Genomic DNA, 22,777 nt, shown 5'->3' with positions numbered 1-22,777 from the left:
GTTTACAGGCGCGGCATCAGGAACGGGGTAGATTTGCCGCCCACGCAGGCGGCAGCGACAACAACTCGGGGCGGTGATGCTGGCCGCTCCGGTATTTCTGACAGACGAAGGGGGTAGTTCTATGCAGTGGTTCAATCAACTACGTGTGACAACCAGGCTGATTGCCGGCTTCCTGGTTGTTTCCGTGATCGGCGCCATCATCGGCCTGCTGGGCGTGGTCAACATGGGCCGCATGGCGGAATGGACCGGCAAGATCTACAACACCGACCTGCAGGCGCTCAAGGCGGTGCAGGACGGCAACATCAACCTGGTCTACGCCAGCCGTGCCCAGATCGCGCTGCTGTCGGCCTCGACCATGGGCGAGCGCGCCACCGAGAAGGAAACGATCGACAAGGCGCTCTCCACCATGGAAGCGCGCGTCAAGACGGCCAAGGATTCTTTCTCCCAGCCCGAGGGCCAGGCGCTCTACAAGCAGTACGAGACGCTGGTGCCGCCGTTCCGGGAGCGGATGGTGAAGTACATGGCGCTGGTGAGCAAGCAGCCGCTCGACACCTCGCAGTTCGACAGCAACGTGTTCACCGAGAGCACCGAACTGCTCAAGGACAGCCGCACGCTGGAAGAAATCCTGTTCAAGATGGTCAAGCGCCGCGATGAGCGCGCCAAGGCCAACATGGAGGAGTCGACGAGCGTCTACAACAGCTCGCGCGTGGTGATGCTGCTGCTGGTGCTGGGCGGCGTGGCCGGCTCGGTGCTGCTGGGCTGGTTGCTGGCGCGCCAGCTGTCGCGCCAGCTTGGCGGTGAGCCGGGCTATGCGGCGTCGATTGCCTCGCGCATCGCCGAGGGCGACTTCTCGGGCCGCGTGGCACTGCGTACCGGCGATCAGGCCAGCATGCTGCACGCGATGAGCCAGATGCAGCAGCAACTGTCGCACATGGTGCGCGATTTCAAGGAGTCGGCCGAATCGATCGGCACCGCCTCGCGCGAGATTGCCGCCGGCAACAACGACCTCTCCCAGCGCACTGAACAGCAGGCCGCGTCGCTGGAAGAAACCGCGTCGAGCATGGAGGAGTTGACCAGCACCGTGCGCCAGAACGCCGACAACGCGCGGCAGGCCAGCGGGCTGGCCGCCAATGCGTCGGAAACCGCCGTGCGCGGTGGCGAAGTGGTCAGCGAAGTGGTCAAGACGATGGGCGAGATCAATGATGCCTCGCGCAAGATCGTCGACATCATCGGCGTGATCGAGGGTATCGCCTTCCAGACCAACATCCTGGCGCTGAATGCCGCCGTGGAAGCGGCGCGGGCCGGCGAGCAGGGCCGTGGCTTTGCCGTGGTGGCCGGCGAGGTGCGCAGCCTGGCGCAGCGCAGCGCCAACGCGGCCAAGGAAATCAAGACGCTGATCGACAACTCGGTGGCCCAGGTGGACACCGGGGCGGCGCTGGTGGGCCAGGCCGGCACGACGATGGACGAGATCGTGCAGGCCGTGAAGCGCGTGACCGACATCATGGGCGAGATCAGCGCGGCCTCGGCCGAGCAAAGCTCGGGCATCGAGCAGGTCAACCAGGCGGTTGCCCAGATGGACGAAGTGACCCAGCAGAATGCCGCGCTCGTGGAGCAGGCCGCCGCCGCGGCGGGTTCGCTGCAGGACCAGGCGGGCCGGCTGATGGAATCGGTGTCGACGTTCCGCCTCTCGGACGAGGATGGCGCGCCCGCGCTGGCGCTTCCGGCGCCGGGAGCGGCCGCCTCGACGGCGCCCGCCGCCCGCCCGGCGGCCCGTCCGGCCGTCCGCCCGCCGGTGGCCCGCAGCAAGCCCGCTACCCGGGGCAATGCCAAGAGCCGCGCCGCCAAGGCTGCCGGCACGGCGCTGGTGGCGGCTTCTGCCGCGCCGGCACTGGCTGAAGTCGACGACGAAGTTGCCGATACCCAGATGAAGCGTCCTGCGCTCGCCGCGAAGTCTGGCGGCAGCGCGGCGGCCGACAACGGCGACTGGAGCGCATTCTGATCGGCTGACGATCCGCCACGCCTGCCCAGGCCCGCGCCCCGGCGTGACTTGAAAAAGTTACGCCGGGGCGCTCACTCGTTCAAAGAACATCATGCAAACCGATATCAGCCTGTCCCTGTCGGCCGAAGCCACGGCGCGGCTGCGCGCGGACTTCGACGCCTTTGTAAGAGTTTCAACCGGACTCGACGCCGAGTTCATCCCGCCCGCGTTCGACGACTTCCTGCGCGCACGCCTGCTGCAGCAGGACGGCCCGCTGACCGAGCGCGCCGTGATGCGGCTGCTGGCCAGCGGCGAGTACGGCTGGGCCCGCAAGGTCTTCGACAAGCAACTGCCCAACGCGCTGGCGGCCCTGATGCGCGACGCCGAACGATTCGGCTTCGGGCTGGCCGTGCAGCCGGCCTGGACCCAGCAACAGCGCATGGAGCACGCGCGGGAGTGGGCCACCAACATCCTGAGCGAGGCCGGGGCCGACGCCGCCTTTACGGAGGCGCTGGCGGGCCAGATTGCGTCATCCGCGGTGGATATCCGCACGTTGGAGGAACGCATGCGCACGCCCGCCTGGCGCATGGCCGACGGGCTGCGTCAACGTGCCTATGACGTGATGTATGCGCTCCAGACCGAACAGAGCGAGGCGCTGGGACGCAGCAAGGTGGGCGAACTGCGCGCGCTGCTGGGATTGGCCCTGGAATATGGCTCGGTGAGTGCCGAGGAAGCCGCCCGGGTGCTGGAGCAAGTGGAGCGTTCGCGGCCCCATCTGTTCCGCGAGGCGCCCGACGACGTGTTTGCACGGCTGGCCGCCTGGCTGCGGCGCGCGTTTAGCCAAACTGCGCTCGCTCGTCAATAGTGGAATTCAGTAACAACTTTCTCGCGCTGTGACGTGTGCACCGCAGCAGGGCGGCTTGCGTTGTGTACACAACTGTCACAGCCTTGATGTAAATCAGAAGTCAGAAATCGCGGCTGTTACAAAATTCGCCCCCTATGTCTGATCCTTGCGACATTTGCCAAACCCCAACGTAAGTAGGGATTGGCATTCCGGGTCGATTGCCGATATAAACGTAACAGTTTCACTTACACTCTGTAACATCTGTAACGTTTCAGAGAAGAGGTGTAACCGGGCGAAGTTCCTTTCGTAGTACGTCGTACCTACTCGAACACGCACCAAACGATCTGGTCGCCGGCAATCAGTACCTGCCGGTAAGCGCCGGACAAGCGGTCGAGAGGTTATTTGGTAGCGGGGAAAAATTGGAAAGCAGTGAAGTTCTCCAGGAGATCAGGGAGGTCAACCTTGCCTATCTTCTGCTTGCGCAACGACTGGTGCGCGAAAACCAGGTGGAAGCCATGTTCAGGCTTGGTGTCAGCAAGGAAATTGCTGAGATTCTTGCCAAGCTGACCTCGGCGCAACTCGTCAAGCTGGCAGCATCCAACATGGTGCTGTGCCGTTTCCGCTTTGACGACCATGCGCTGCTGTCCACGCTCACCCACACGGCCAAGAGCCATGATATGCAGCAGATCCACGCTGCTATCCTGCTGGCCCGGCAACCTGTGGAGTCGCTCAATTGACCGCGCTCCTCCAGGCTACGCCGAGCCGCAGCTTTACGGCCACACCGGTACCCAACCGTAAAAGCGTCCTGCAGGACGCCAACCAGACCCAGCTCGCCATCGAGCTGATTGGCCTGGGTGCGCGCCTGCAGGTGCTGGAAGCCGAGACCACGCTCTCGCGCGACCGGTTGATCCGCCTCTACAAGGAGCTGCGCGGCGCCTCGCCGCCCAAGGGCATGCTCCCGTTCTCGACAGACTGGTTCACGACCTGGCTGCCGAATATCCATTCGTCGCTGTTCTTCTCCGCGTACCAGTTCATGGTGCAGGAAGGCGAGACGTCGGGCATTCGTGCCGTAGTGGCCGCTTACCGTCTGTACCTGGAACACGTTTCGCTGCTCGGCGGCGAAATCGTCTTAAGTTTCACCCGTGCCTGGACGTTAGTACGGTTTTTCGAGAGCAACATGCTGCAGCTTTCCACGTGCACCTGTTGCGGCGGCCAGTTCGTGACGCATGCCTATGAGCCGCACGCGAACTTTGTCTGCAGCCTGTGCCGTCCGCCCTCGCGGGCCGGAAAGGTAAAGAAGCTCTCGAAGGACGCCACAGCCGCGCAGACCGCAGCCTGAGTTCATCGGGCGGTACGTCTGCAAGGCAGGTGGGCCCCGGTCGTACCGGCAGGCGCTGAAGGCGCTCGCCGGTACGCCAGGGAGCCCTTGTGCGCCTGACGCGTGTTTTTCAGACGGGGATCCGATCGTGCTAGTAGTTCTTGGCTATGTCGTCGTAGTGGTGGCGGTGTTGGGCGGTTACGCCCTCGTCGGCGGCCACATGGGCGCGCTCTACCAACCGGCGGAGCTCATCATCATCGGCGGCGCGGCCGTTGGCGCGTTCATCAGCTCCAACAGCGGCAAGGCCATCAAGGCCACCATGAAGGCCATGCCGATGCTGCTGCAGGGTTCCAAGTACAAGAAGGAACTCTACCTGGACGTGATGGCACTGCTGTACGTGCTGCTGTCCAAGGCCCGCCGCGAGGGCATCCTGTTCCTCGAAAAGGAAATTGCCGATCCTGCCTCCAGCAGCGTCTTCAGCCAGTATCCCCGCATCCTGGCCGACGCCAAGATGATGGAGTTCCTGACCGACTACCTGCGGATGATGGTCAACGGCAACATGAACGCCTTCGAGATCGAGGCGCTCATGGACCACGAAATCGAAACGTACCGCCACGAGGCCGAGATTCCCGCCCATGCGCTGTCGCGCGTCGGCGACGGCCTGCCCGCCTTCGGCATCGTGGCCGCGGTGATGGGCGTGGTGCACGCACTGGCCTCGGCCGACCTGCCGCCGGCCGAGCTGGGTGCGCTGATCGCCAACGCGCTGGTCGGTACCTTCCTGGGCATTCTGCTGGCGTACGGCTTTGTCTCGCCGCTGGCCTCGCGGGTCGAGCACCAGGTGTCCGAGAGCATCAAGATGTACGAGTGCATCAAGGTCACGCTGCTGGCTTCGCTCAATGGTTACGCGCCGCTGGTAGCGGTGGAATTCGGCCGCAAGGTGCTGTACTCGACGGTGCGTCCGTCGTTCCTTGAGCTGGACGACCATGTGCGCGAAGTCAAGAGCCTGACCTGACGGGAGAGCAGCCATGAGCAGCGCCCAGGACCTCCGTCCCATCGTCATCAAGAAGGTCAAGGGGCATTCCAAGCCCCATGGCAACCACAGCTGGAAAATCGCCTACGCCGACTTCATGACGGCGATGATGGCCCTGTTCCTGGTGCTGTGGCTGCTGAGTTCGTCGTCGCCCAAGACCCTGGTCGGCGTGGCCGATTACTTCAAGACGCCGCTCAAGGTGGCGATGGCGGGCGGCGACAAGAGCAGCCTGTCGAAGAGCGTGATTCCCGGCGGCGGCAAGGACCCGATGGCCAAGGACGGCGAGGTCATGAAGGCCATGACCAACGATCCGGCCGACGCCCAGCGCCGCCGCGACCAGCTCGACACCGAGCGCCTGCGCGCGCTCAAGGGCCGGCTCGAACAGATCATCGAGAACAACCCGCAACTGCGCCAGTTCCGGCCGCAGCTGTTGCTGGACATCACCAGCGAGGGGCTGCGCATCCAGATCCTGGATACCCAGAACCGCCCAATGTTCCGCACCGGCAGCGCCGCCGTGGAGCCGTACATGCGCACCATCCTGCGCGAGATCGGCCCGGTGCTCAACGAGATGCCCAACAAGGTCAGCCTGTCGGGGCATACCGATTCGGCCACCTACATGATGGGCGAGCGCGCGTACAGCAACTGGGAGCTCTCGGCGGACCGCGCCAACGCGTCGCGGCAGGAACTGATCGCCGGCGGCATGCAGGCCGGCAAGGTGCTGCGCGTACTCGGCCTGGCGGAAACGATGCCGCTGGAACAGAAAGACCCACTTGCTGCCGTTAATCGTCGTATCAGCATCGTGGTGCTGAACAAGCGGGCCCAGGCGCAGTTCGAGGCGGAGAACGCCAGCGCTGCCGAAGTGACCGTGCAGGCCCAGAAGGGGCGCATGGCCGACGAGATGCAGACGCAGCTCGAAGCCGCCTCCGCACCGGCAGCCCGCCCGGCCTCCGCGCCCAGGGGCAGGACAGAATGAGGCGCGCCGCCTGGGGAGGGCGGCGCATCTTCCAGAGCAATCTAGCGAGTCAGGACGATCATGTCTGTCGATATCGATATCACGCAGTTCTATCAGACCTTCTTCGAGGAGGCGGAAGAGCTGCTCGTTGAAATGGAGCAGCTGCTGCTCGAGGTGGACATCGAGTCCCCCGATGCCGAGGCGCTCAATGCCATCTTCCGTGCCGCGCACTCCATCAAGGGCGGCGCCGCGACGTTCGGCTTCACGGCGCTGACCGAGACCACGCACATCTTCGAGAACCTGCTCGACCGCACGCGTCGGCGGGAACTGGCCCTGACGCGGGTCATCATCGACACTTTTCTGGAAACCAAGGACGTGTTGCAAGACCAGCTCAACGCCTATCGCAACGGCACCGAACCCGATCCGGAAACGTTCAAGCGCATCTGCGCCGTGCTGCAGCAGCTGGCCCAGGAGGCCAACGGCGACGTGGCCCCGGCTCCGGCTCCGGCCCCCGCACCTGCTGCCGCCGCAGCCCCGGCCGCCGCGCCGGCCGGCGGCGCCGGCAACCTGAAGGTCCGGCTGGTCAAGGTATCGGCGGCCGACCAGGCGCTGCTGCGCGAGGAACTGGCCAACCTGGGCGAGATCACCGGCCAGGAAGAAGCCGACGGTGACCTGACCATCTGGCTGAACAGCGCCTGCGGCCCCGACGACATCATCGCGGTCTGCTGCTTCGTGATCGACGAGAAGCAGATCGTGGTGGAAACCGTGGCAGCCGGCGAGGCACCGCCTCCGGCCGCCGCAGCCGCAGCGGCCCCCGCGCCCGCTCCGGTAGCCGCCCCGGCTCCGGCCGCTGCCCCGGCCGCGGCACCCGCCGCCAAGGACAAAGCCAAGCCGGCCGCCGCAGCCGCCGCGCACGCGCCGGATTCCGGCTCGATCCGCGTGCCGACCGAGAAGGTCGACCAGATCATCAACCTGGTGGGCGAACTGGTCATCACGCAGTCGATGCTGGCGCAGACCGCGTCGTCGCTCGACCCGGTGCTGTTCGACCGCCTGTTCTCCGGCATGGGGCAGCTCGAACGCAATGCGCGCGACCTGCAGGAAGCGGTGATGTCGATCCGCATGATGCCGATGGACTACGTGTTCTCGCGCTTCCCGCGCCTGGTGCGTGACCTGGCCAGCAAGCTGAACAAGCAGATCGACCTCGTCACGTTCGGCAAGGCGACCGAACTCGACAAGAGCCTGATCGAGCGGATCATCGACCCGCTGACGCACCTGGTGCGCAACAGCCTGGACCACGGCATCGAGACGCCCGAGAAGCGCGTGGCCGCCGGCAAGGAACCCACGGGCCAGCTGATCCTGTCCGCGCAACATGCGGGCGGCAACATCGTGATCGAGGTCAGCGACGACGGCGGTGGCCTGAACCGCGAGCGCATCCTGGCCAAGGCGATCCAGAACAACCTGCCGGGCGCATCGGAAAGCATGACCGACGACGAGGTCTGGCAGCTGATCTTCGCGCCGGGCTTCTCCACGGCCGAAGTGGTGACCGATGTCTCGGGCCGTGGCGTGGGCATGGACGTGGTCAAGCGGAACATCCAGGAAATGGGCGGCCACGTGGAAATCGGCTCGCGTCCGGGCCTGGGCACCACCACCCGCATCGTGCTGCCGCTGACGCTGGCCATCCTCGATGGCATGTCGGTGCGCACCGGCGAGGAGACCTTCATCCTGCCGCTGAACTGCGTGATGGAATCCCTGCAGCCCAAATCCGAGGACGTGCACACGGCCGCCAACGGCGAGCGCGTGATGAACGTGCGCGGCGAGTACCTGCCGCTGCTGGAGCTGCACAAGGTCTTCAACGTGGCCAACGCGGTGCAGGAGCCCACGCAGGGCATCGCCGTGATCCTGGCCGCCGAGGGCAAGCGCTTCGCGCTGCTGGTGGACCAGCTGATCGGCCAGCACCAGGTGGTGCTGAAGAACCTCGAAACGAACTATCGCAAGGTGCCGTGCATCTCGGCCGCGACGATCCTGGGCGACGGCAGCGTCGCGCTGATCGTGGACGTGGGTGCGTTGCAGCGCACCGGCGTGCGCCGCCAGGACCCGGTGGCCGTAGCGTAATTGAAAGAAGCAAGGAGAACGGACATGGCCGGCATCGGACAGATCGATACCCAGGGCAGCGAAGCCTCTGGCCAGGAATACCTGGTCTTCACGCTGGGCACCGAGGAATATGGCATCGATATCCTGAAGGTTCAGGAGATTCGCAGCTACGAAACCGTGACGCGCATTGCCAACGCGCCGGACTTCATCAAGGGCGTGACGAACCTGCGCGGCGTGATCGTGCCGATCGTCGACCTGCGCTTGAAGTTCGACCTCGGCAACGTGCGCTACGACCACCAGACCGTGGTCATCATCCTGAACGTGGCGGGACGCGTGGTCGGCATCGTCGTGGACGGTGTGTCCGACGTGCTCACGCTGACTGGCGACGACATCAAGCCGGCGCCCGAGTTTGGCGTGTCGGTGTCGAACGAGCACCTGACCGGGCTCGGCTCGGTGGAAGGCCGCATGCTGATCCTGATCGATATCGAACGCATGATGACCAGCGCGGAAATGTCGCTGATCGAAGCCGAGCTCGCCTGAAGAGCGCGCCGGTAGCAACCCCGAAGCCCCTGCCTTGCCGCGTATCGGCATTCCTGACGACACACACCCATGACGCCGCTCCGTTCTTCCTCCAGCCCCATCGGGAAGCCAGGCGCGGCCGCCAGCCCGGCGGCGCCGGTGCTGGCGCCGCTGCGCGACGACATGCGTGACTTCCTGCTGACCGAACGCGATTTCGAGAAAGTGCGGGCGCTGATCCACAAGCGCGCCGGCATCTCGCTGGGCGCGCACAAGCGCGAGATGGTCTACAGCCGCCTGGCGCGGCGCCTGCGGTCGCTGCAGCTGAGCGACTTCGGCACCTATCTCGAACTGCTCGAAGCCGACGACCGCTCCGACGAGTGGGAGTACTTCACCAACGCGCTCACCACCAACCTGACCTCGTTCTTCCGTGAGGCTCATCACTTTCCGCTGCTCGCCGAGCATGCGAAGAAGGTGGGCCGCCCGTACAGCGTCTGGTGCGCGGCAGCATCGACCGGCGAGGAGCCCTACTCGATCGCCATCACGCTGGCCGAGGCGCTGGGCGACCGCGCCGGCACGGTGCTGGCCACCGACATCGACACCCAGGTGCTGGCCAAGGCCCGCGCGGGGGTCTATACGACCGAACAGGTGGCGCGGCTGTCGCAGGAGCAGTTGCGGCGCTTCTTCCTGAAGGGCACGGGTGCACGCGCCGGCGCCGTGAAGGTCAAGCCCGACCTGGCCTCGACGATCACGTTCGATCCGCTGAACCTGCTGGCGCCGGACTGGGGCATCCGCGAGAAGTTCGACGCGATCTTCTGCCGCAACGTGATGATCTACTTCGACAAGCCGACCCAGGGCCGCATCCTGGAGCGGTTTGCGCCGATGCTCAAGCCCCACGGCCTGCTGTTTGCCGGGCATTCGGAGAATTTCTCGTATGTCACGCGCGCGTTCCAGCTGCGCGGGCAGACCGTGTACGAACTGTCGGGCAAGGGCGGAGGTGCATGATGCGCGGCACCCCACAGATGCCCGAGGCCATTGCCACCCGCAAGTATTTCGACCGCGAGTTCGACAAGCAGGCCATCAAGCTGTTGCCCAACGAGTACTACGTGACCGGCGACGACGTGGTGCTGACCACGGTGCTGGGTTCGTGCGTATCGGCCTGCATCCGCGACGAATACGCGGGCGTGGGCGGCATGAACCACTTCATGCTGCCGGACGACGAGAACGCCGGCCCCGACCGCATGCTGTCGGCGTCAATGCGCTACGGCTGCTATGCGCTGGAAGTGCTGATCAATGAGCTGCTGAAGATGGGCGCGCGCCGCGAGCGGCTGGAAGCCAAGGTTTTTGGCGGCGGTGCGGTGCTGGCGAACATGACGACCCTCAATATTGGGGACCGGAATGCCGATTTCGTATTGAAGTACCTGCGCACCGAAGAGATCCGGGTCGCGGCGCAGGACTTGCGCGGGCCGCATGCGCGCCGCGTCAGCTACTTCCCGAAGACGGGGCTGGGGCTGGTGCGCAGGCTGACCCGCCAGGACGACACCGTGGGCGTGGAGCGCGAGGAACGCGCCCTGGCACGCACGCTGTCCACGTCGACCAAGGCGCCCGCGCGTGGCGCCGTCGCATTGTTCACGCGGCAGGCATCGGCCAAGACGCCGACCTGAAACCTGAGAGACGTAGAGACAAACATGACCGCCGCGAAGATCAAGGTGCTGTGCGTGGACGACTCCGCGCTGATTCGCAGCCTGATGACGGAGATCATCAACAGCCAGCCCGACATGGAGGTGGTGGGTACCGCCCCCGATCCGCTGGTGGCGCGCGAGATGATCAAGCGCCTGAACCCCGACGTGCTGACGCTCGACGTGGAAATGCCGCGCATGGACGGGCTGGATTTCCTCGAACGCCTGATGCGCCTGCGCCCGATGCCGGTGCTGATGGTGTCGTCGCTGACAGAGCGCGGCTCCGAGATCACGATGCGCGCGCTGGAACTGGGCGCCGTGGATTTCGTGACCAAGCCCAAGCTCGGCATCCGGGAGGGGTTGATCGACTATACGCAGACGATCGCCGACAAGCTGCGCGCGGCGTCGCGTGCCCGCGTCAAGGCGCGGCCCGATGCCGCCGCCGGTGGCACCGCCGCGCCGATGCTGCGCGCGCCGCTGCTGTCGACCGAGAAGCTGATCATCGTGGGCGCGTCGACGGGCGGTACCGAGGCCATCAAGGAATTCCTGATGCCGCTGCCGCCGGATTCGCCCGCGATCATGATCGTGCAGCACATGCCTGCCGGCTTCACGAAATCGTTCGCACAGCGTCTCAACGGCCTGTGCCGCATCACGGTCAAGGAGGCCGAGCACGGCGAGCGCGTGCTGCCGGGCTATGCCTATATCGCCCCCGGCGATTCGCACCTGCTGCTCACGCGCAGCGGCGCCAACTACGTGGCGCACCTGTCGCAGGAGGCGCCGGTCAACCGCCATCGTCCGTCGGTGGACGTGCTGTTCGATTCGGCGGCTGTGCACGGCGGCAAGAACGTGACCGGCGTGATCCTGACCGGCATGGGCAAGGACGGCGCGCGCGGCATGCTGCGCATGAAGGACGCCGGATCGTACAACCTGGCGCAGGACGAACAGTCCTGCATCGTGTTTGGCATGCCGAAGGAGGCCATCGCCACCGGCGGCGTGCATGAAGTGGTGCCCCTGCACCAGATGAGCCAGCGCGTCATGGCGCACCTGGCCACGTTTGGCGCGCGGGCGCAGCGCGTGTAGGCCGGGACGCCACCGGCGCGGCGCGCGAAGAGGTCAGATCAGCAACAACAACCGGATGGCAAAGTCATCCGCAACCGTATTGGAGCCGTACAGTGGACAAGAACATCAAGATCCTCGTGGTCGACGACTTCCCGACCATGCGTCGGATCATCCGCAACCTGCTCAAGGAGCTGGGTTTCACCAACGTCGAGGAAGCCGAGGACGGCGCCGCCGGCCTGGAGAAGGCCAAGGACGGCAGCTTCCAGTTCGTGGTGTCGGACTGGAACATGCCGAACATGGACGGCCTGACCATGCTGCAATCGATCCGTGCCACGCCCGGCATCGAGAAGACGCCGGTGCTGATGGTGACCGCCGAAGCCAAGAAGGAAAACATCATCGCCGCGGCGCAGGCCGGTGCCAACGGCTATGTCGTGAAACCCTTCACGGCCGCCACGCTCGACGAAAAGATCACCAAGATCTTCGAGAAGCTGGGTCAATAAGAGGTACGCGACATGTCGACGACTCCGACTTTCAGCCAAGAATCGGCCGATCAGATCATCCATCGCATCGGCAACCTGACGCGCATGCTGCGCGACAACATGCGGGAGCTGGGGCTCGACAAGGAGATCGAGAAGGCCGCCCAGGCCATTCCCGATGCGCGCGACCGCCTGAGCTACATCGCCGCGATGACCGAGCAGGCCGCCGAGCGCTCGCTCACGGCCGTGGAACTGGCCCAGCCGCTGCAGGAAGAACTCGAAGCCCGCGCCAACGCGCTCGACAAGCGCTGGGAAGCCTGGTTCGAGAAGCCCGTGGAACTGGGCGACGCCCGCGCGCTGGTGCTCGACACCCGTGAGTTCCTGACCGACGTGCCGGCCAAGACCCGCGCCACGGGCAGCCACCTGCTGGAAATCATGATGGCGCAGGACTTCCAGGATCTGACGGGCCAGGTCATCAAGAAGATGATGGACATGATCCGCGGCCTGGAACAGGAACTGCTGCAGGTGCTGATCGACAACGTGCCGGCCGACCGCCGCGTGGAAGCGCCGCCCACGCTGATGAACGGCCCGCAGATCAACCCCGAAGGCAAGGCCGATGTCGTGGCCGACCAGTCTCAGGTGGATGACTTGCTGGCGAGTCTGGGGTTCTGAGGCAGACCTGCCCGCTGTTCTGGCTCCCCTCTCCCGCATCGCGGGCGAGGGGAGCAAACCGTTGGCGAGCAAACCACCCGCAAGGCGCTCACCCCACCGCCAACCGCTCGAACGTCCCCGCCACCTCCAGCCGCTGCTTCAACAATCCCGACTTCAGGTAGAAATCCGCCGTCTGCTGCTGCACGGCCACGACTTCTGCGTCGATCGGCTGCCACTGCGTCTTCCGCCGCTCGAACTGCAGCCGTGCGGCTTCCGGCGGAATGCCGATGATACGTGCCAGCGTGGCCGAGAACTCGGGCACGTGCTGGTAGGACCACGCCTGCGCCCGCGCCACGCGTTGCAGGAAATCTCCCAGTACCGCCCGCTTGCTCGCCAGCGCCGATTCCGTAGCCGCCAGGTAGCTCAGGCCAGACCACAATCCCCGTCCGCTCACCAGCACCCGTGCGTGGCCGCTGGTCTCTGCCATGGCCGTGTACGGCTCCCATGTCGCCCAGGCATCGACCGATCCATTGGTCAGCGCCAGCTTGGCATCGGCCGGAGGCAGGAAGCGGATGTCTGCGTCCTCGGGCCTGAGCCCGGCAGACGCCAGTGCCTTCAGTGTGACGAAATGCCCGATCGAGCCGCGATTGGTGCCGATGCGCCGGCCCTTGAGGTCGGCGGCGGTCTTCAGCGGTGAATCCGGCCGCACCAGCACGGCTGTGCCATACGGGTCCGAACGGTTCACGCCGATCAGCTTGATCCGGGTGCCGGCCGCAAGTGCGAAGATTGCCGGCGCGTCGCCGATCGGCCCGCTGTCCACGGCACCGGCATTGAGCGCCTCGGCCAGCGGGGCGGCGGCCGGAAATTCGGTCCACTGGATGTCGTAGGCCAGCCCCTTGAGCCCGTCGGCCGCTTCCAGCAGCGCGCGCAGGCCGCCTTTCTGGTCGCCGGCCTTCAGCACGGGGCGGGTCTGGGCGTGTATGGCCGGGGCAAGACCGAGCAGGGCGCCGGTGCCCAGCGCGTTGACGGTGTTCAGGAAGTGGCGGCGGGACGAATTCATGGCAGGCAGGTCGGGAAGCCGAAAACCCTGAACCTACGGCCAAAGGCCATCCCGGCCAACGAATGTTTTCGCGGATCCTTATGTCCGGTTGCATCGCCACGAGGGTTGCGATTCAATGGGCAACTGCCAACCGCCTGCCGAATCCCGATGGAATCCACTCCCGCATCGCCCTCCCGTCCCGCCCTGCGCGCCCTGACGCCCCTCGAAGGCCGCGTCGTGGCCGTGCTGCTCGAAAAGCAGTACACCGTGCCCGATACCTACCCGCTCTCGCTCAACGCGCTGGCGGCCGGCTGCAACCAGAAGACCGCCCGCGCGCCCGTGATGAACGCATCCGAGGCCGAGATCCTGACCGCCATCGATGGGCTCAAGTCGCTGAGCCTCGTTTTCGAGGGCAGCAGCAGCCGCGTGCCACGCTTCGAGCAGAATCTGGCGAAAGTGCTGGGCGTGCCGAGCCAGTCGGCGGCGCTGCTGTCGACGCTGCTGCTGCGTGGCGCCCAGACCGCCGCCGAGCTGCGCCTGAACACCGCGCGCCTGCACGCCTTTGCCGATATCTCGTCGGTCGAGGGCTTCCTGGACGAGTTGGCCGAGCGCACGCCGCCGCTGGTGGTGAGGCTGCCGCGCGGCGCCGGGGAGCGCGAGCATCGCTGGATGCACCTGCTCTGCGGCGAAGTCAGTGCCGCGGACCTTGCCCCGGCCACCCGCACTGGTTCCGACCCACAGGCGTCGCCCGCCGAGTTCGAAGCGCTGCGCATCAGTCATCGGGCGCTGGAAAACAAGGTGGAGCGCCTGCAGGCGCTGGTGGTGGAAATGGCCGGCCAGTTGGGAATCGACGTGGAGCCGGGGCGGCTGGATTAGGCGCATCTATATGTATACGCAGGGTGCCCGGCGCGGGCCCACCGCCCGCGCAACCCTGCGAAACTGGCCGCTTATCTCCCGGAGTTCACCGCCGAAACGTGCCATCATGCGGTCGGATTCCGGCCAAATCGGCCTGATATCCGTCACAAACGTCACAAAATCGGCGATCCGGCTCTAAAGATCGCACCCCCTGGGCCGTTATTTCCGCTGCCCCCTTCATTCCTGAAACAGGCACCTGTTTCCCCGCCTTTTCCCCCCAATGCTTTCCAGTCCGGGATTTGATAATCCTCGGTGACGAAGTGCCGTGCGCGCGCGTCGTACTGGAGCATTCATGTCCGAGGAAAGCGATCTCGAAAAAACCGAACCCGCCTCACCCCGGCGCCTCGAAAAGGCGCGCGAGGAGGGGCAGGTTGTGCGTTCGCGCGAGCTCGGCACGTTCGTGATGCTGATGACCGGCGTGATCGGGCTCTGGACCATGGGTGGCACGCTGGGGCGCAAGCTCAACGCGGTCATGCACGGCAGCCTGGCGTTCGAGCCGGCCACCGCATTCGATACCAACCGGATGCTGTCGCAGTTCGCCATGGCGATCTTCGACGCGCTGCTGGCATTCATGCCGCTGCTGCTGATGTTCGGCGTGGCGGCGCTGGTGGCGCCGCTGGCGCTGGGCGGCTGGATCTTCTCGACCAAGTCGTTCATGCCCGATTTCAAGCGCCTGTCGCCGCTGTCCGGCCTGGGCCGCATGTTCTCGGCGCACTCGCTGGTGGAATTGACCAAGGCCATCGCCAAGTCGGCGCTGGTGGGCTGCGTGGGCGGCTGGATGGTCTGGCGCAAGCTGCCAGAGGCCATCGCGCTGATGAGCGCGCCGGTGGAAGAGGCCATGCTGCACACGATGGAGATCGTGCTGTACGTGTGCGGAATCGTGGCCGGCTCGCTGCTGCTGGTAGTGGCGCTGGACGTGCCCTGGCAGCTCTGGGAGTACTACAAGAAACTGCGCATGACCAAGGAAGAGGTCAAGCAGGAGATGAAGGAAACCGACGGCGATCCGCACGTCAAGGGCCGTATCCGCCAGCAACAGCGCGCCATGGCGCGCCGCCGGATGATGACCGAGGTGCCAAAGGCGGACGTGGTGGTGACCAACCCCACCCACTTCGCCGTGGCGCTGCGCTACGACGAAAAAGGGGGCTGGAATGCGCCGCGCGTCGTGGCCAAGGGTACCGACGAGGTGGCCGCCCGCATCCGCGAGCTGGCCGCCGAGCATCGCGTACCGGTGCTGTCCGCTCCGCCGCTGGCGCGGGCGCTGCACCGGCACGTGGAACTGGGCCATGAAATCCCGGCGGGTCTGTATACCGCCGTGGCTGAACTCCTGGCCTGGGTGTTTCAACTGAAGAACTGGCATTACAGCTATGGACCGCAGCCCGACGCGCCGTCGGACCTGGCTGTGCCCGATGAACTCGCCGTACCGGAAAGCCGCGCATGAACGCCCTGACCAATCTCTTCAACCTGCCCGCGATGATGCGCGGTGGCGCCCAGATGAAGGCGCTGGCGGGTCCGCTGCTGATCGTCATGATCCTCGGCATGATGATCCTGCCGCTGCCGCCGTTCATCCTGGACCTGCTGTTCACGTTCAATATCGCGCTGGCCATCATGGTGCTGCTGGTGGGCATGTATACGCAGCGCCCGCTGGACTTCGCCGCGTTTCCGGCCGTGCTGCTGTTCTCCACGCTGCTGCGCCTGTCGCTGAACGTGGCCTCCACCCGCGTGGTGCTGCTGGAGGGCCACACCGGCCCGGACGCCGCCGGCAAGGTGATCGAAGCCTTCGGCCACTTCCTGGTGGGCGGCAACTTCGCGGTCGGTATCGTGGTGTTCGCCATCCTCGTGGTGATCAACTTCATGGTGATTACCAAGGGTGCCGGCCGTATTGCCGAAGTTGGCGCGCGCTTCATGCTCGACGCCATGCCCGGCAAGCAGATGGCCATCGACGCCGACCTGAACGCCGGCCTGATCAACGAGGAAGGCGCCCGCAAGCGCCGCGCCGAGGTGGCACAGGAATCCGACTTCTATGGCGCGATGGACGGTGCCTCGAAGTTCGTGCGCGGCGACGCCATCGCCGGCCTGCTGATCATGTTCATCAACGTGGCCGCCGGCATGGTGGTCGGCATGGTCCAGCACGACCTGGACTTTGGCACCGCCGTGCACAACTACACGCTGCTGACCATCGGTGACGGCCTCGTGGCGCAGATTCCGGCGCTGGTGATCTCCACGGCGGCCGGTGTGATCGTGTCGCGCGTCTCGAACGAGCAGGACGTGGGCCAGCAACTGACGGGCCAGCTGTTCTCGAACCCGCGTGTGATGTACATCACCGCCGCGATCATCGGCCTGATGGGCCTGATCCCGGGCATGCCGCATTTCGCGTTCCTGCTGCTGGCCGGCGGCCTGATCTGGCTGGGCCGGCACATGAGCAAGCGCGAGGTCCAGGCCACCGAAACCAAGGCCAAGGAAGAGCGCAAGCCGGCCGTGGCGGCCGAGGCGGCGGAAGCCACCTGGGAAGACGTCACGATGGTGGACCCGCTCGGCATGGAAGTGGGCTATCGCCTGATCACGCTGGTGGACCGCGGCCAGAACGGCGAACTGCTGGGCCGCATCAAGAGCATCCGCAAGAAGATCGCGCAGGACATCGGCTTCCTGGTGCCGGTGGTGCACATCCGCGACAACCTCGAACTGAAGCCCAACGCCTACCGCATCACGCTCAAGGGCGTGGAGATCGGCAGCGGCGAGGCCAACCCCGGCCAGTGGATGGCCATCAATCCGGGCCAGGTCAGCGGCACGCTGCAGGGCGCGGTCACGCGCGATCCGGCGTTCGGCCTGCCGGCCGTGTGGATCGACGCCAACCTCAAGGAGCAGGCGCAGGCGTACGGCTACACGGTGGTGGATGCCAGCACCGTGGTGGCCACGCACCTGAACCACCTGATCCAGATGCATGCGTCCGAACTGCTGGGCCGCCAGGAAGTGCAGTCGCTGCTGGACCGCATCGGCAAGGAAGCGCCGAAGCTGACCGAAGACCTGGTGCCGAAGACGATCTCGCTGACAGGCCTGCAGAAGGTGTTGCAGAACCTGCTGGACGAAGGCGTGGCGATCCGCGACATGCGCACCATCCTCGACGTGGTGGCCGAGCAGGCGCCGAAGATCAGCGATCCGTCCGAGCTGACCACGCTGGTGCGCGTGGCGCTGGGCCGCGCCATCACGCAGCAGCTGTTCCCGAACAACGCCGACATGCAGGTGATTGGCCTCGACGCCGGGCTGGAGCGGGTGCTGTCGCAGGCCATGGTCAACGGCGGCGGCATCGAGCCGGGCCTGGCCGATGCGCTGCTGCAGCAGGCACAGGGCGCCGTGGTGCGCCAGGAGCAGATGGGCCTCGATCCGGTGCTGCTGGTGCCGGCGCCGCTGCGCACGCTGATGGCGCGCTTCCTGCGTCGCACCCTGCCGCAACTGAAGGTGCTGTCGCACGCCGAAGTACCCGACAACCGCAACATCCGCATTACCGCCATGATCGGCGGTGCAGCGTAAGGACTGAATCATGAGCGTGGCAAAGTTTGTGGCGGCCAATGGCCGCGAAGCGATGCGCAAGGTGCGTGAGGCCATGGGTCCCGACGCCGTGGTGCTGTCGAACCGCTCCATCGAAGGCGGCGTGGAGATCGTGGCCATGCGCGACACCGATCTCGGCGCGGTCAGCGCCAGCGCCCCGGTCTACCAGGCTGCCGCGCCGGTGCGCGAGCCGATGGCCGCGGCGCTGCCGATGATGGCAGCCGTGCACGATACCTATCCGTCGGCGGCGCCGCTGGCCGCCGCGCTGTCCGCACCGCATGCGTTCGCCGCCACCGCGCCGCTGTCCGGCGCCGACGACACCGGCCTGGGCGACCTGCGCGGCGAGCTGGCGTCGATGCGCTCGCTGCTGGAGCGGCAGTTCGCCGGCCTGGGCCAGAGCGCGCCGGGCGTGGCTGCCGGCGATCCGCTGCGCGAGTCGCTGTTCGAATGGCTGATCAACGCCGGCTTCTCGGGCCAGCTGTCGCGCACGCTGCTGGCGCGCCTGCCGGTGGGCACCGACCGCCCCGCGGCCATGGCGTGGATTCGCGCCGAACTGGCCAGCAAGGTTCCCGTGCTGGAGAACGAGGATTCACTGTTTGCCCAGGGCGGCGTGCTGGCGCTGATCGGCCCGACCGGCGTGGGCAAGACCACCACCACGGCCAAGCTGGCCGCGCGCTTCGTGCTGCGCCACGGCCCGCAAAGCCTGGCGCTGCTGACGACCGACCGCTTCCGGATCGGCGCGCACGAACAGCTGCGCATCTACGGCGACATCCTCGGCGTGCCGGTGCACGCGGTCAAGGATGCGGCGGACCTGCGCTTCGCGCTGTCGGCCATGAAGGACAAGCACCTGGTCATCATCGACACGGTGGGCATGAGCCAGCGCGACCGCAGCCTGTCTGACCAGATCGCGATGCTGGCCGGCGTGCAGGCGCCGATGCAGCGCGTGCTGCTGCTCAACGGCGCCGCGCACGGCGATACGCTCAACGAGGTGGTGCACGCGTACCGCAACGACGCAGCCGGCGCGGCCGGCGGCATCGACGGCTGCATCATCAGCAAGCTCGACGAAGCCACGCACCTGGGTTCCGTGCTCGACGTGGTGATCCGCCACCGCCTGCCGGTGTACTACGCGTCCACCGGCCAGCGCGTGCCCGAACACCTGGAACTGGCACAGGCCGGCGCGCTCGTGGAGCGTGCCTTCCTGACCCCGCGCCGTGGCTCGCTGTTCAATGACGTCGACGTGGCGCGCCGCCAGGCCGCCAGCGCCGAAGCCGCAGCCCCGCGCCAGGCCGAGCGCAGCGGCGCCGATGACGTACTGCGCTCGCTGACCGACAGCGCCAGCGCCGTGGGCGTCTGCGTGGAAGAACTGAATACCGAACGCTATGGCTTCGAGCTGGCCCGCCAGCTCTGGCTGCAGCGCACGGCCGGTGCCACCGCGCTGCGCCCGATGGCCCAGCAGGTGCGCCTGACGATGTGCCGCGAAGCCAGCCGCGCCTGCGAGCGCTACGTGCTGGCCGTCACGCACAACGCCGCGCACGCCGTGCAGGGCCGCCGCGCGCCGCAGATGATGCAGCACACGCTGTGGCTGGCCGACCGTGACGGCATGCCGCTGGCCACCACCGTGGTGCCCGCCACGCGTGCGCGCCAGTCGATCGCCGAAGCCGAGGCAGATGCCGAGGCCGCCACCGTGCGCAGCACGCTGGCCGCGGCCCGCACGGTCGTGAATCTGGTCTCGTCGCTGCCCACGCCGGCCACGCTGGCCCGCTGGCAGCAACTGGGCGAGCGCTGGGTGGCTGGCACGCGCAAGACCACGCGCGTGATTGCCGATGGCCAGGCCAACAAGCTCGATACGATCGCCGACACGCTGACGTTCCACGCCATCGGCGACGTGCTCCACCGCGAGCGTGACGCCGTGCACTGGCTCGCGCACGGCATCGTCCGCATTCCGGACGGCCAGGTCCGCACGGCGGCGCGCCAGCGCGGTGCCGGCGAGGTGGGCAGCGAAGCCTGCCTCGTGGTGTCGCGCCTGGTGGACCGCCAGACCGGCGAGATGCTGTCGGTGGACTACCTGCTGTGCGATCCCGCGCTGGCCGATGTGGCCGCACAGGTGGCACGCTGGTCGCAATGGACGCTGGCCGCCGAGGAGCAGTTCCGCACGCTGCGCCATGCGATGGAGCATTTCGCACAGCCCGGCGACGACGAGGCCGCGCTCGGCACGAGCCTGGCATCGCTGCAACTGGGCCTGACCACGCTGCGCCTGCAACATGCGCCGACCCCCACTGCTCCGGCATTCCTGTCGCGTCTGGCCGGCCGTGCCTCGGCTCGCGTCAACGCGCCGGTCGCAGGCACCGTGCTCAACGAAGGCATGGGCCGCCTGCTGGCGCTGCTGGATGTGCTCGAGAACTATCCGGGCCGTAACGCCGCGCCGGCTCAGGTCGATGACGCGCCTGCCGCGCACCTCGCCGACGAGCCGTCGGAGTCCGCCCTGCACGCGATGCAGGCCATGGAAGCCATGGAAGCGCTGCCGCAGTTCGCGGCCGCAGAGGAGTAAGCCTTGAATCCGATGGCTTCCGATCAGGCCGAAAGCCTGCGCCGCCTGTTGGCGCCGCGCGTCACCCGGCGGATTGCAGTGGTGGGCGCCGACTCTGGCGCCGGCACCACCACGGTGGCGCTTGGGCTGGCCAATGCGCTGGCCATGCAGGGCGAGCGCGTCATGCTGGTCGACGAGGACACGTTCGGCGCGCGCGCCACGCGGCTCTCCGGCGCTGTGCCGACGGCCACGTGCGCCGACGTGCTGGCCGGGCGGGCCGGCCTGGCCGCGGCCATCGGCACGCGTGCCGCGAGCGGCATCGCCGTGCTGCCGGCTGGCGCCATGGCGCCGGGCCAGCGGCTCGACGAAGCGGCACTGCAGGGCCAGTGGGCCGACCTGCGCACCGTGATCGTCGATGCGCGGCGCGACGCCACTGGCGCGCTGTCGCCGCTCGCCGCCACCGCGCACAACGTGGTGATCGTGGTGCGGCCGGAAGCCAATTCGATTACCGCAGCCTACGCATGCATCAAGCGGCTGCACCATGAATACGCATGCCGTCAGTTCCAGCTCGTCGTCAATCTTGCGACGGCGGAAGGGACGGTGACGGCCCTCGCGCGCAACCTGGCTCGCACGGCGAGCCAGTACCTGGGCGTGGAGGCCAGCCTGGCAGGGCATCTGCCGATGGATCCGCTGGTGGCGCGTGCGCTCCAGCTGGGACGCTGCGTGGTGGAGGCGTACCCCGCCGCCGCGGCCACCGGTGCGTTGCGGCATATCGCCAGCCGTACCGGCGCCTGGCCGCTGCGCCACGAAGCGGTGCCCCAGGGAACGGCCTCGGCCGTTCCCGCGTGATCGCGAAGAACAAGAAGTCCTGACAAGACCGGAAACTCAGCCAGCCAGCGGCCGCCACACGTCTTTCGACGGCCCTGGCACAAACAGACAGCATTCACAAAGAGTTCCACCATGTACACGATTCAGGGAAAGCTCGAGCAGGCGGGCGTGGTCAAGTCACACGCGCCACTGGTGCGGCGCATCGCGCTGCAACTGGCGGCCAAGCTGCCCGCAAGCGTACAGATCGACGACCTGATCCAGGCCGGCATGATCGGCCTGCTCGACGCGGCCAAGCGTTATGAAGACAACCATGGCGCGCGGTTCGAGACCTACGCCAGCCAGCGCATCCGGGGCGCCATGCTCGACGAGGTGCGCGCCAATGACTGGCAGTCGCGCAGCCTGCGCCAGTTCACGCGCAAGATCGAGCGCACCCAGCGCCAGCTCGAACAGAAGCTGGGCCGCACCCCGATCGATTCGGAGGTGGCCAAGGAGCTGGACATGCCCCTGGATGAATACCAGGAGCTGCTCAACGAGGTGTACGGCTGCCAGCTGCTGCACTACGAGGATTTCGAGCGTTCGGGCGAGGAAGACTTCCTGGACCGGCACCTCGGCGTGACCGACGACGGCAACCCGCTGACCGTGCTGATGGAGTCTGGCATGCGCGAGGCGCTGATCCGCGCCATCGACAAGCTGCCCGAGCGCGAGAAGCTGGTGCTGTCGCTGTGCTACGACCAGGAACTGAACCTGCGCGAAATCGGCGCGGTGCTCGAAGTGACCGAATCGCGCGTGTGCCAGATCCGCAGCCAGGCCATCACGCGCCTGCGCAACCAGTTGCGCGGGATGCTGTGATGCGGCGCGCCCTGGTCACGCTCGGCGCTCTGTGCGCGCTGCACCCGGCAGCGGGAAGCGCGCAGACCGTGGCGCCGGTCTTCACGAAGGCAACCTACGAGCTGTCCGGGTCGCGCTATGCATGGACCGCCTCGACGATGGCGCCGCAGATCGCCAACCGGGGCCAGCGCACGCTGTCGTCGCCGGTGATTCCGGCCGCCACCATGCCGCAGGCGTCGGGCCAGATCACGTCGGTGCGCTGGCGCTATAGCTTCACCCGCACGCCGCCCGTGGACATGCAGGCGTATCTCTGCAATGCGGACCGCTGCGTGCTGTTGCCCGGCGCGGAAGGCAAGACCGACGCCTTTCTCGGCGACGACGCCACCAAGGGTTTCGTGTTCGCCTACCGCGTGCCGGGCCAGGGCTTCATGGCGCCGACGCTGCAGGGCCGCAGCAACGAAGTCACCGTCAGCTACCGCTGAATCCTCCTGTGCACCGCCGGC

21 protein-coding genes are annotated in these 22,777 nt (G+C 66.7%); 20 read left to right on the top strand and 1 reads right to left on the bottom strand.

Annotated features, from left to right (window positions below; all coding sequences use genetic code 11):
* Window positions 1–121: 121 nt before the first annotated feature.
* From EV147_RS24590 to cheZ, 13 genes are all read left to right on the top strand, one after another.
* A complete protein-coding gene (locus EV147_RS24590; RefSeq protein WP_130393845.1) occupies window positions 122–1,999 on the top strand; it encodes a methyl-accepting chemotaxis protein in 1,878 nt (625 codons plus the stop codon).
* Window positions 2,000–2,090: 91 nt separating this feature from the next.
* Window positions 2,091–2,843, top strand: coding sequence for a DUF4088 family protein (locus EV147_RS24585; protein ID WP_130393844.1), 753 nt, complete (start codon window positions 2,091–2,093; stop codon window positions 2,841–2,843).
* 398 nt (window positions 2,844–3,241) lie between these two features.
* A complete protein-coding gene (gene flhD, locus EV147_RS24580) occupies window positions 3,242–3,559 on the top strand; it encodes a flagellar transcriptional regulator FlhD (RefSeq protein WP_008647543.1) in 318 nt (105 codons plus the stop codon).
* A complete protein-coding gene (gene flhC, locus EV147_RS24575; protein ID WP_130393843.1) occupies window positions 3,556–4,161 on the top strand; it encodes a flagellar transcriptional regulator FlhC in 606 nt (201 codons plus the stop codon). Before flhD ends, flhC begins: the two co-directional genes overlap by 4 nt.
* A gap of 127 nt (window positions 4,162–4,288) precedes the next feature.
* Complete coding sequence (gene motA, locus EV147_RS24570; protein WP_130393842.1) at window positions 4,289–5,152, top strand: flagellar motor stator protein MotA; 864 nt, start codon at window positions 4,289–4,291, stop codon at window positions 5,150–5,152.
* A gap of 13 nt (window positions 5,153–5,165) precedes the next feature.
* Entirely contained in the window at window positions 5,166–6,143 is a 978-nt protein-coding gene (gene motB / locus EV147_RS24565) for a flagellar motor protein MotB (RefSeq protein WP_130393841.1), read from the top strand.
* A gap of 60 nt (window positions 6,144–6,203) precedes the next feature.
* Complete coding sequence (gene cheA, locus EV147_RS24560) at window positions 6,204–8,234, top strand: chemotaxis protein CheA (protein WP_130393840.1); 2,031 nt, start codon at window positions 6,204–6,206, stop codon at window positions 8,232–8,234.
* Window positions 8,235–8,258: 24 nt separating this feature from the next.
* Window positions 8,259–8,753 (top strand): chemotaxis protein CheW, encoded by a 495-nt coding sequence (locus tag EV147_RS24555; protein ID WP_130393839.1) that lies wholly within the window; start codon window positions 8,259–8,261, stop codon window positions 8,751–8,753.
* Window positions 8,754–8,822: 69 nt separating this feature from the next.
* Complete coding sequence (locus tag EV147_RS24550; RefSeq protein ID WP_130393838.1) at window positions 8,823–9,734, top strand: CheR family methyltransferase; 912 nt, start codon at window positions 8,823–8,825, stop codon at window positions 9,732–9,734.
* Window positions 9,731–10,393, top strand: a complete 663-nt coding sequence (cheD, locus tag EV147_RS24545; protein WP_407923286.1) for a chemoreceptor glutamine deamidase CheD — start codon at window positions 9,731–9,733, stop codon at window positions 10,391–10,393. Before EV147_RS24550 ends, cheD begins: the two co-directional genes overlap by 4 nt.
* 24 nt (window positions 10,394–10,417) lie before the next feature.
* Entirely contained in the window at window positions 10,418–11,488 is a 1,071-nt protein-coding gene (locus tag EV147_RS24540) for a protein-glutamate methylesterase/protein-glutamine glutaminase (RefSeq protein ID WP_130393837.1), read from the top strand.
* Window positions 11,489–11,580: 92 nt separating this feature from the next.
* On the top strand, window positions 11,581–11,967 hold the full coding sequence (cheY, locus tag EV147_RS24535; RefSeq protein ID WP_124685961.1) for a chemotaxis response regulator CheY: 387 nt from the start codon (window positions 11,581–11,583) through the stop codon (window positions 11,965–11,967).
* A gap of 12 nt (window positions 11,968–11,979) precedes the next feature.
* Window positions 11,980–12,615 (top strand): protein phosphatase CheZ, encoded by a 636-nt coding sequence (gene cheZ, locus EV147_RS24530; protein WP_130393836.1) that lies wholly within the window; start codon window positions 11,980–11,982, stop codon window positions 12,613–12,615.
* A gap of 88 nt (window positions 12,616–12,703) precedes the next feature.
* Here the strand turns inward: cheZ and EV147_RS24525 are convergent, their stop codons facing one another.
* Window positions 12,704–13,654: an ABC transporter substrate-binding protein gene (locus tag EV147_RS24525; RefSeq protein WP_130393835.1), complete on the bottom strand. Its 951-nt coding sequence runs from the start codon at window positions 13,652–13,654 to the stop codon at window positions 12,704–12,706.
* A gap of 147 nt (window positions 13,655–13,801) precedes the next feature.
* On the opposite strand from EV147_RS24525, the gene EV147_RS24520 reads away from it, so the two are divergent.
* From EV147_RS24520 to EV147_RS24490, 7 genes are all read left to right on the top strand, one after another.
* Window positions 13,802–14,509: a YceH family protein gene (locus EV147_RS24520; protein WP_130393834.1), complete on the top strand. Its 708-nt coding sequence runs from the start codon at window positions 13,802–13,804 to the stop codon at window positions 14,507–14,509.
* Window positions 14,510–14,840: 331 nt separating this feature from the next.
* Window positions 14,841–15,986: a flagellar biosynthesis protein FlhB gene (gene flhB, locus EV147_RS24515; RefSeq protein WP_130393833.1), complete on the top strand. Its 1,146-nt coding sequence runs from the start codon at window positions 14,841–14,843 to the stop codon at window positions 15,984–15,986.
* A complete protein-coding gene (gene flhA, locus EV147_RS24510) occupies window positions 15,983–18,073 on the top strand; it encodes a flagellar biosynthesis protein FlhA (RefSeq protein ID WP_130393832.1) in 2,091 nt (696 codons plus the stop codon). The genes flhB and flhA overlap by 4 nt, the downstream gene beginning before the upstream one ends.
* A 10-nt stretch (window positions 18,074–18,083) precedes the next feature.
* Window positions 18,084–20,639 (top strand): flagellar biosynthesis protein FlhF, encoded by a 2,556-nt coding sequence (gene flhF, locus EV147_RS24505; protein ID WP_130393831.1) that lies wholly within the window; start codon window positions 18,084–18,086, stop codon window positions 20,637–20,639.
* A 12-nt stretch (window positions 20,640–20,651) separates the two neighbouring features.
* A complete protein-coding gene (locus EV147_RS24500; protein ID WP_130393830.1) occupies window positions 20,652–21,467 on the top strand; it encodes a MinD/ParA family ATP-binding protein in 816 nt (271 codons plus the stop codon).
* Between the two features lie 111 nt (window positions 21,468–21,578).
* Window positions 21,579–22,295, top strand: coding sequence for an RNA polymerase sigma factor FliA (locus EV147_RS24495; RefSeq protein ID WP_130393829.1), 717 nt, complete (start codon window positions 21,579–21,581; stop codon window positions 22,293–22,295).
* Window positions 22,295–22,756 (top strand): flagellar protein FlhE, encoded by a 462-nt coding sequence (locus EV147_RS24490; RefSeq protein ID WP_130393828.1) that lies wholly within the window; start codon window positions 22,295–22,297, stop codon window positions 22,754–22,756. The genes EV147_RS24495 and EV147_RS24490 overlap by 1 nt, the downstream gene beginning before the upstream one ends.
* The last annotated feature ends 21 nt before the right edge of the window (window positions 22,757–22,777 follow it).

Source organism: Cupriavidus agavae, from assembly GCF_004217045.1.
Lineage (GTDB): Bacteria > Pseudomonadota > Gammaproteobacteria > Burkholderiales > Burkholderiaceae > Cupriavidus > Cupriavidus agavae.
This window is presented reverse-complemented; position numbering and strand designations above follow the sequence as displayed.

What these genes read in the sequence shown, in the direction of transcription:
- EV147_RS24555 (WP_130393839.1), top strand. Translation starts at nt 8,259, where the DNA reads ATGGCCGGCATCGGACAGATCGATACCCAGGGCAGCGAAGCCTCTGGC.
- EV147_RS24520 (WP_130393834.1), top strand. Translation starts at nt 13,802, where the DNA reads ATGGAATCCACTCCCGCATCGCCCTCCCGTCCCGCCCTGCGCGCCCTG.
- EV147_RS24585 (WP_130393844.1), top strand. Translation starts at nt 2,091, where the DNA reads ATGCAAACCGATATCAGCCTGTCCCTGTCGGCCGAAGCCACGGCGCGG.
- EV147_RS24590 (WP_130393845.1), top strand. Translation starts at nt 122, where the DNA reads ATGCAGTGGTTCAATCAACTACGTGTGACAACCAGGCTGATTGCCGGC.
- cheZ (WP_130393836.1), top strand. Translation starts at nt 11,980, where the DNA reads ATGTCGACGACTCCGACTTTCAGCCAAGAATCGGCCGATCAGATCATC.
- EV147_RS24490 (WP_130393828.1), top strand. Translation starts at nt 22,295, where the DNA reads ATGCGGCGCGCCCTGGTCACGCTCGGCGCTCTGTGCGCGCTGCACCCG.
- flhB (WP_130393833.1), top strand. Translation starts at nt 14,841, where the DNA reads ATGTCCGAGGAAAGCGATCTCGAAAAAACCGAACCCGCCTCACCCCGG.
- EV147_RS24500 (WP_130393830.1), top strand. Translation starts at nt 20,652, where the DNA reads ATGGCTTCCGATCAGGCCGAAAGCCTGCGCCGCCTGTTGGCGCCGCGC.
- cheD (WP_407923286.1), top strand. Translation starts at nt 9,731, where the DNA reads ATGATGCGCGGCACCCCACAGATGCCCGAGGCCATTGCCACCCGCAAG.
- EV147_RS24550 (WP_130393838.1), top strand. Translation starts at nt 8,823, where the DNA reads ATGACGCCGCTCCGTTCTTCCTCCAGCCCCATCGGGAAGCCAGGCGCG.
- flhA (WP_130393832.1), top strand. Translation starts at nt 15,983, where the DNA reads ATGAACGCCCTGACCAATCTCTTCAACCTGCCCGCGATGATGCGCGGT.
- EV147_RS24540 (WP_130393837.1), top strand. Translation starts at nt 10,418, where the DNA reads ATGACCGCCGCGAAGATCAAGGTGCTGTGCGTGGACGACTCCGCGCTG.
- EV147_RS24495 (WP_130393829.1), top strand. Translation starts at nt 21,579, where the DNA reads ATGTACACGATTCAGGGAAAGCTCGAGCAGGCGGGCGTGGTCAAGTCA.
- motB (WP_130393841.1), top strand. Translation starts at nt 5,166, where the DNA reads ATGAGCAGCGCCCAGGACCTCCGTCCCATCGTCATCAAGAAGGTCAAG.
- EV147_RS24525 (WP_130393835.1), bottom strand. Translation starts at nt 13,654, where the DNA reads ATGAATTCGTCCCGCCGCCACTTCCTGAACACCGTCAACGCGCTGGGC.
- cheA (WP_130393840.1), top strand. Translation starts at nt 6,204, where the DNA reads ATGTCTGTCGATATCGATATCACGCAGTTCTATCAGACCTTCTTCGAG.
- flhF (WP_130393831.1), top strand. Translation starts at nt 18,084, where the DNA reads ATGAGCGTGGCAAAGTTTGTGGCGGCCAATGGCCGCGAAGCGATGCGC.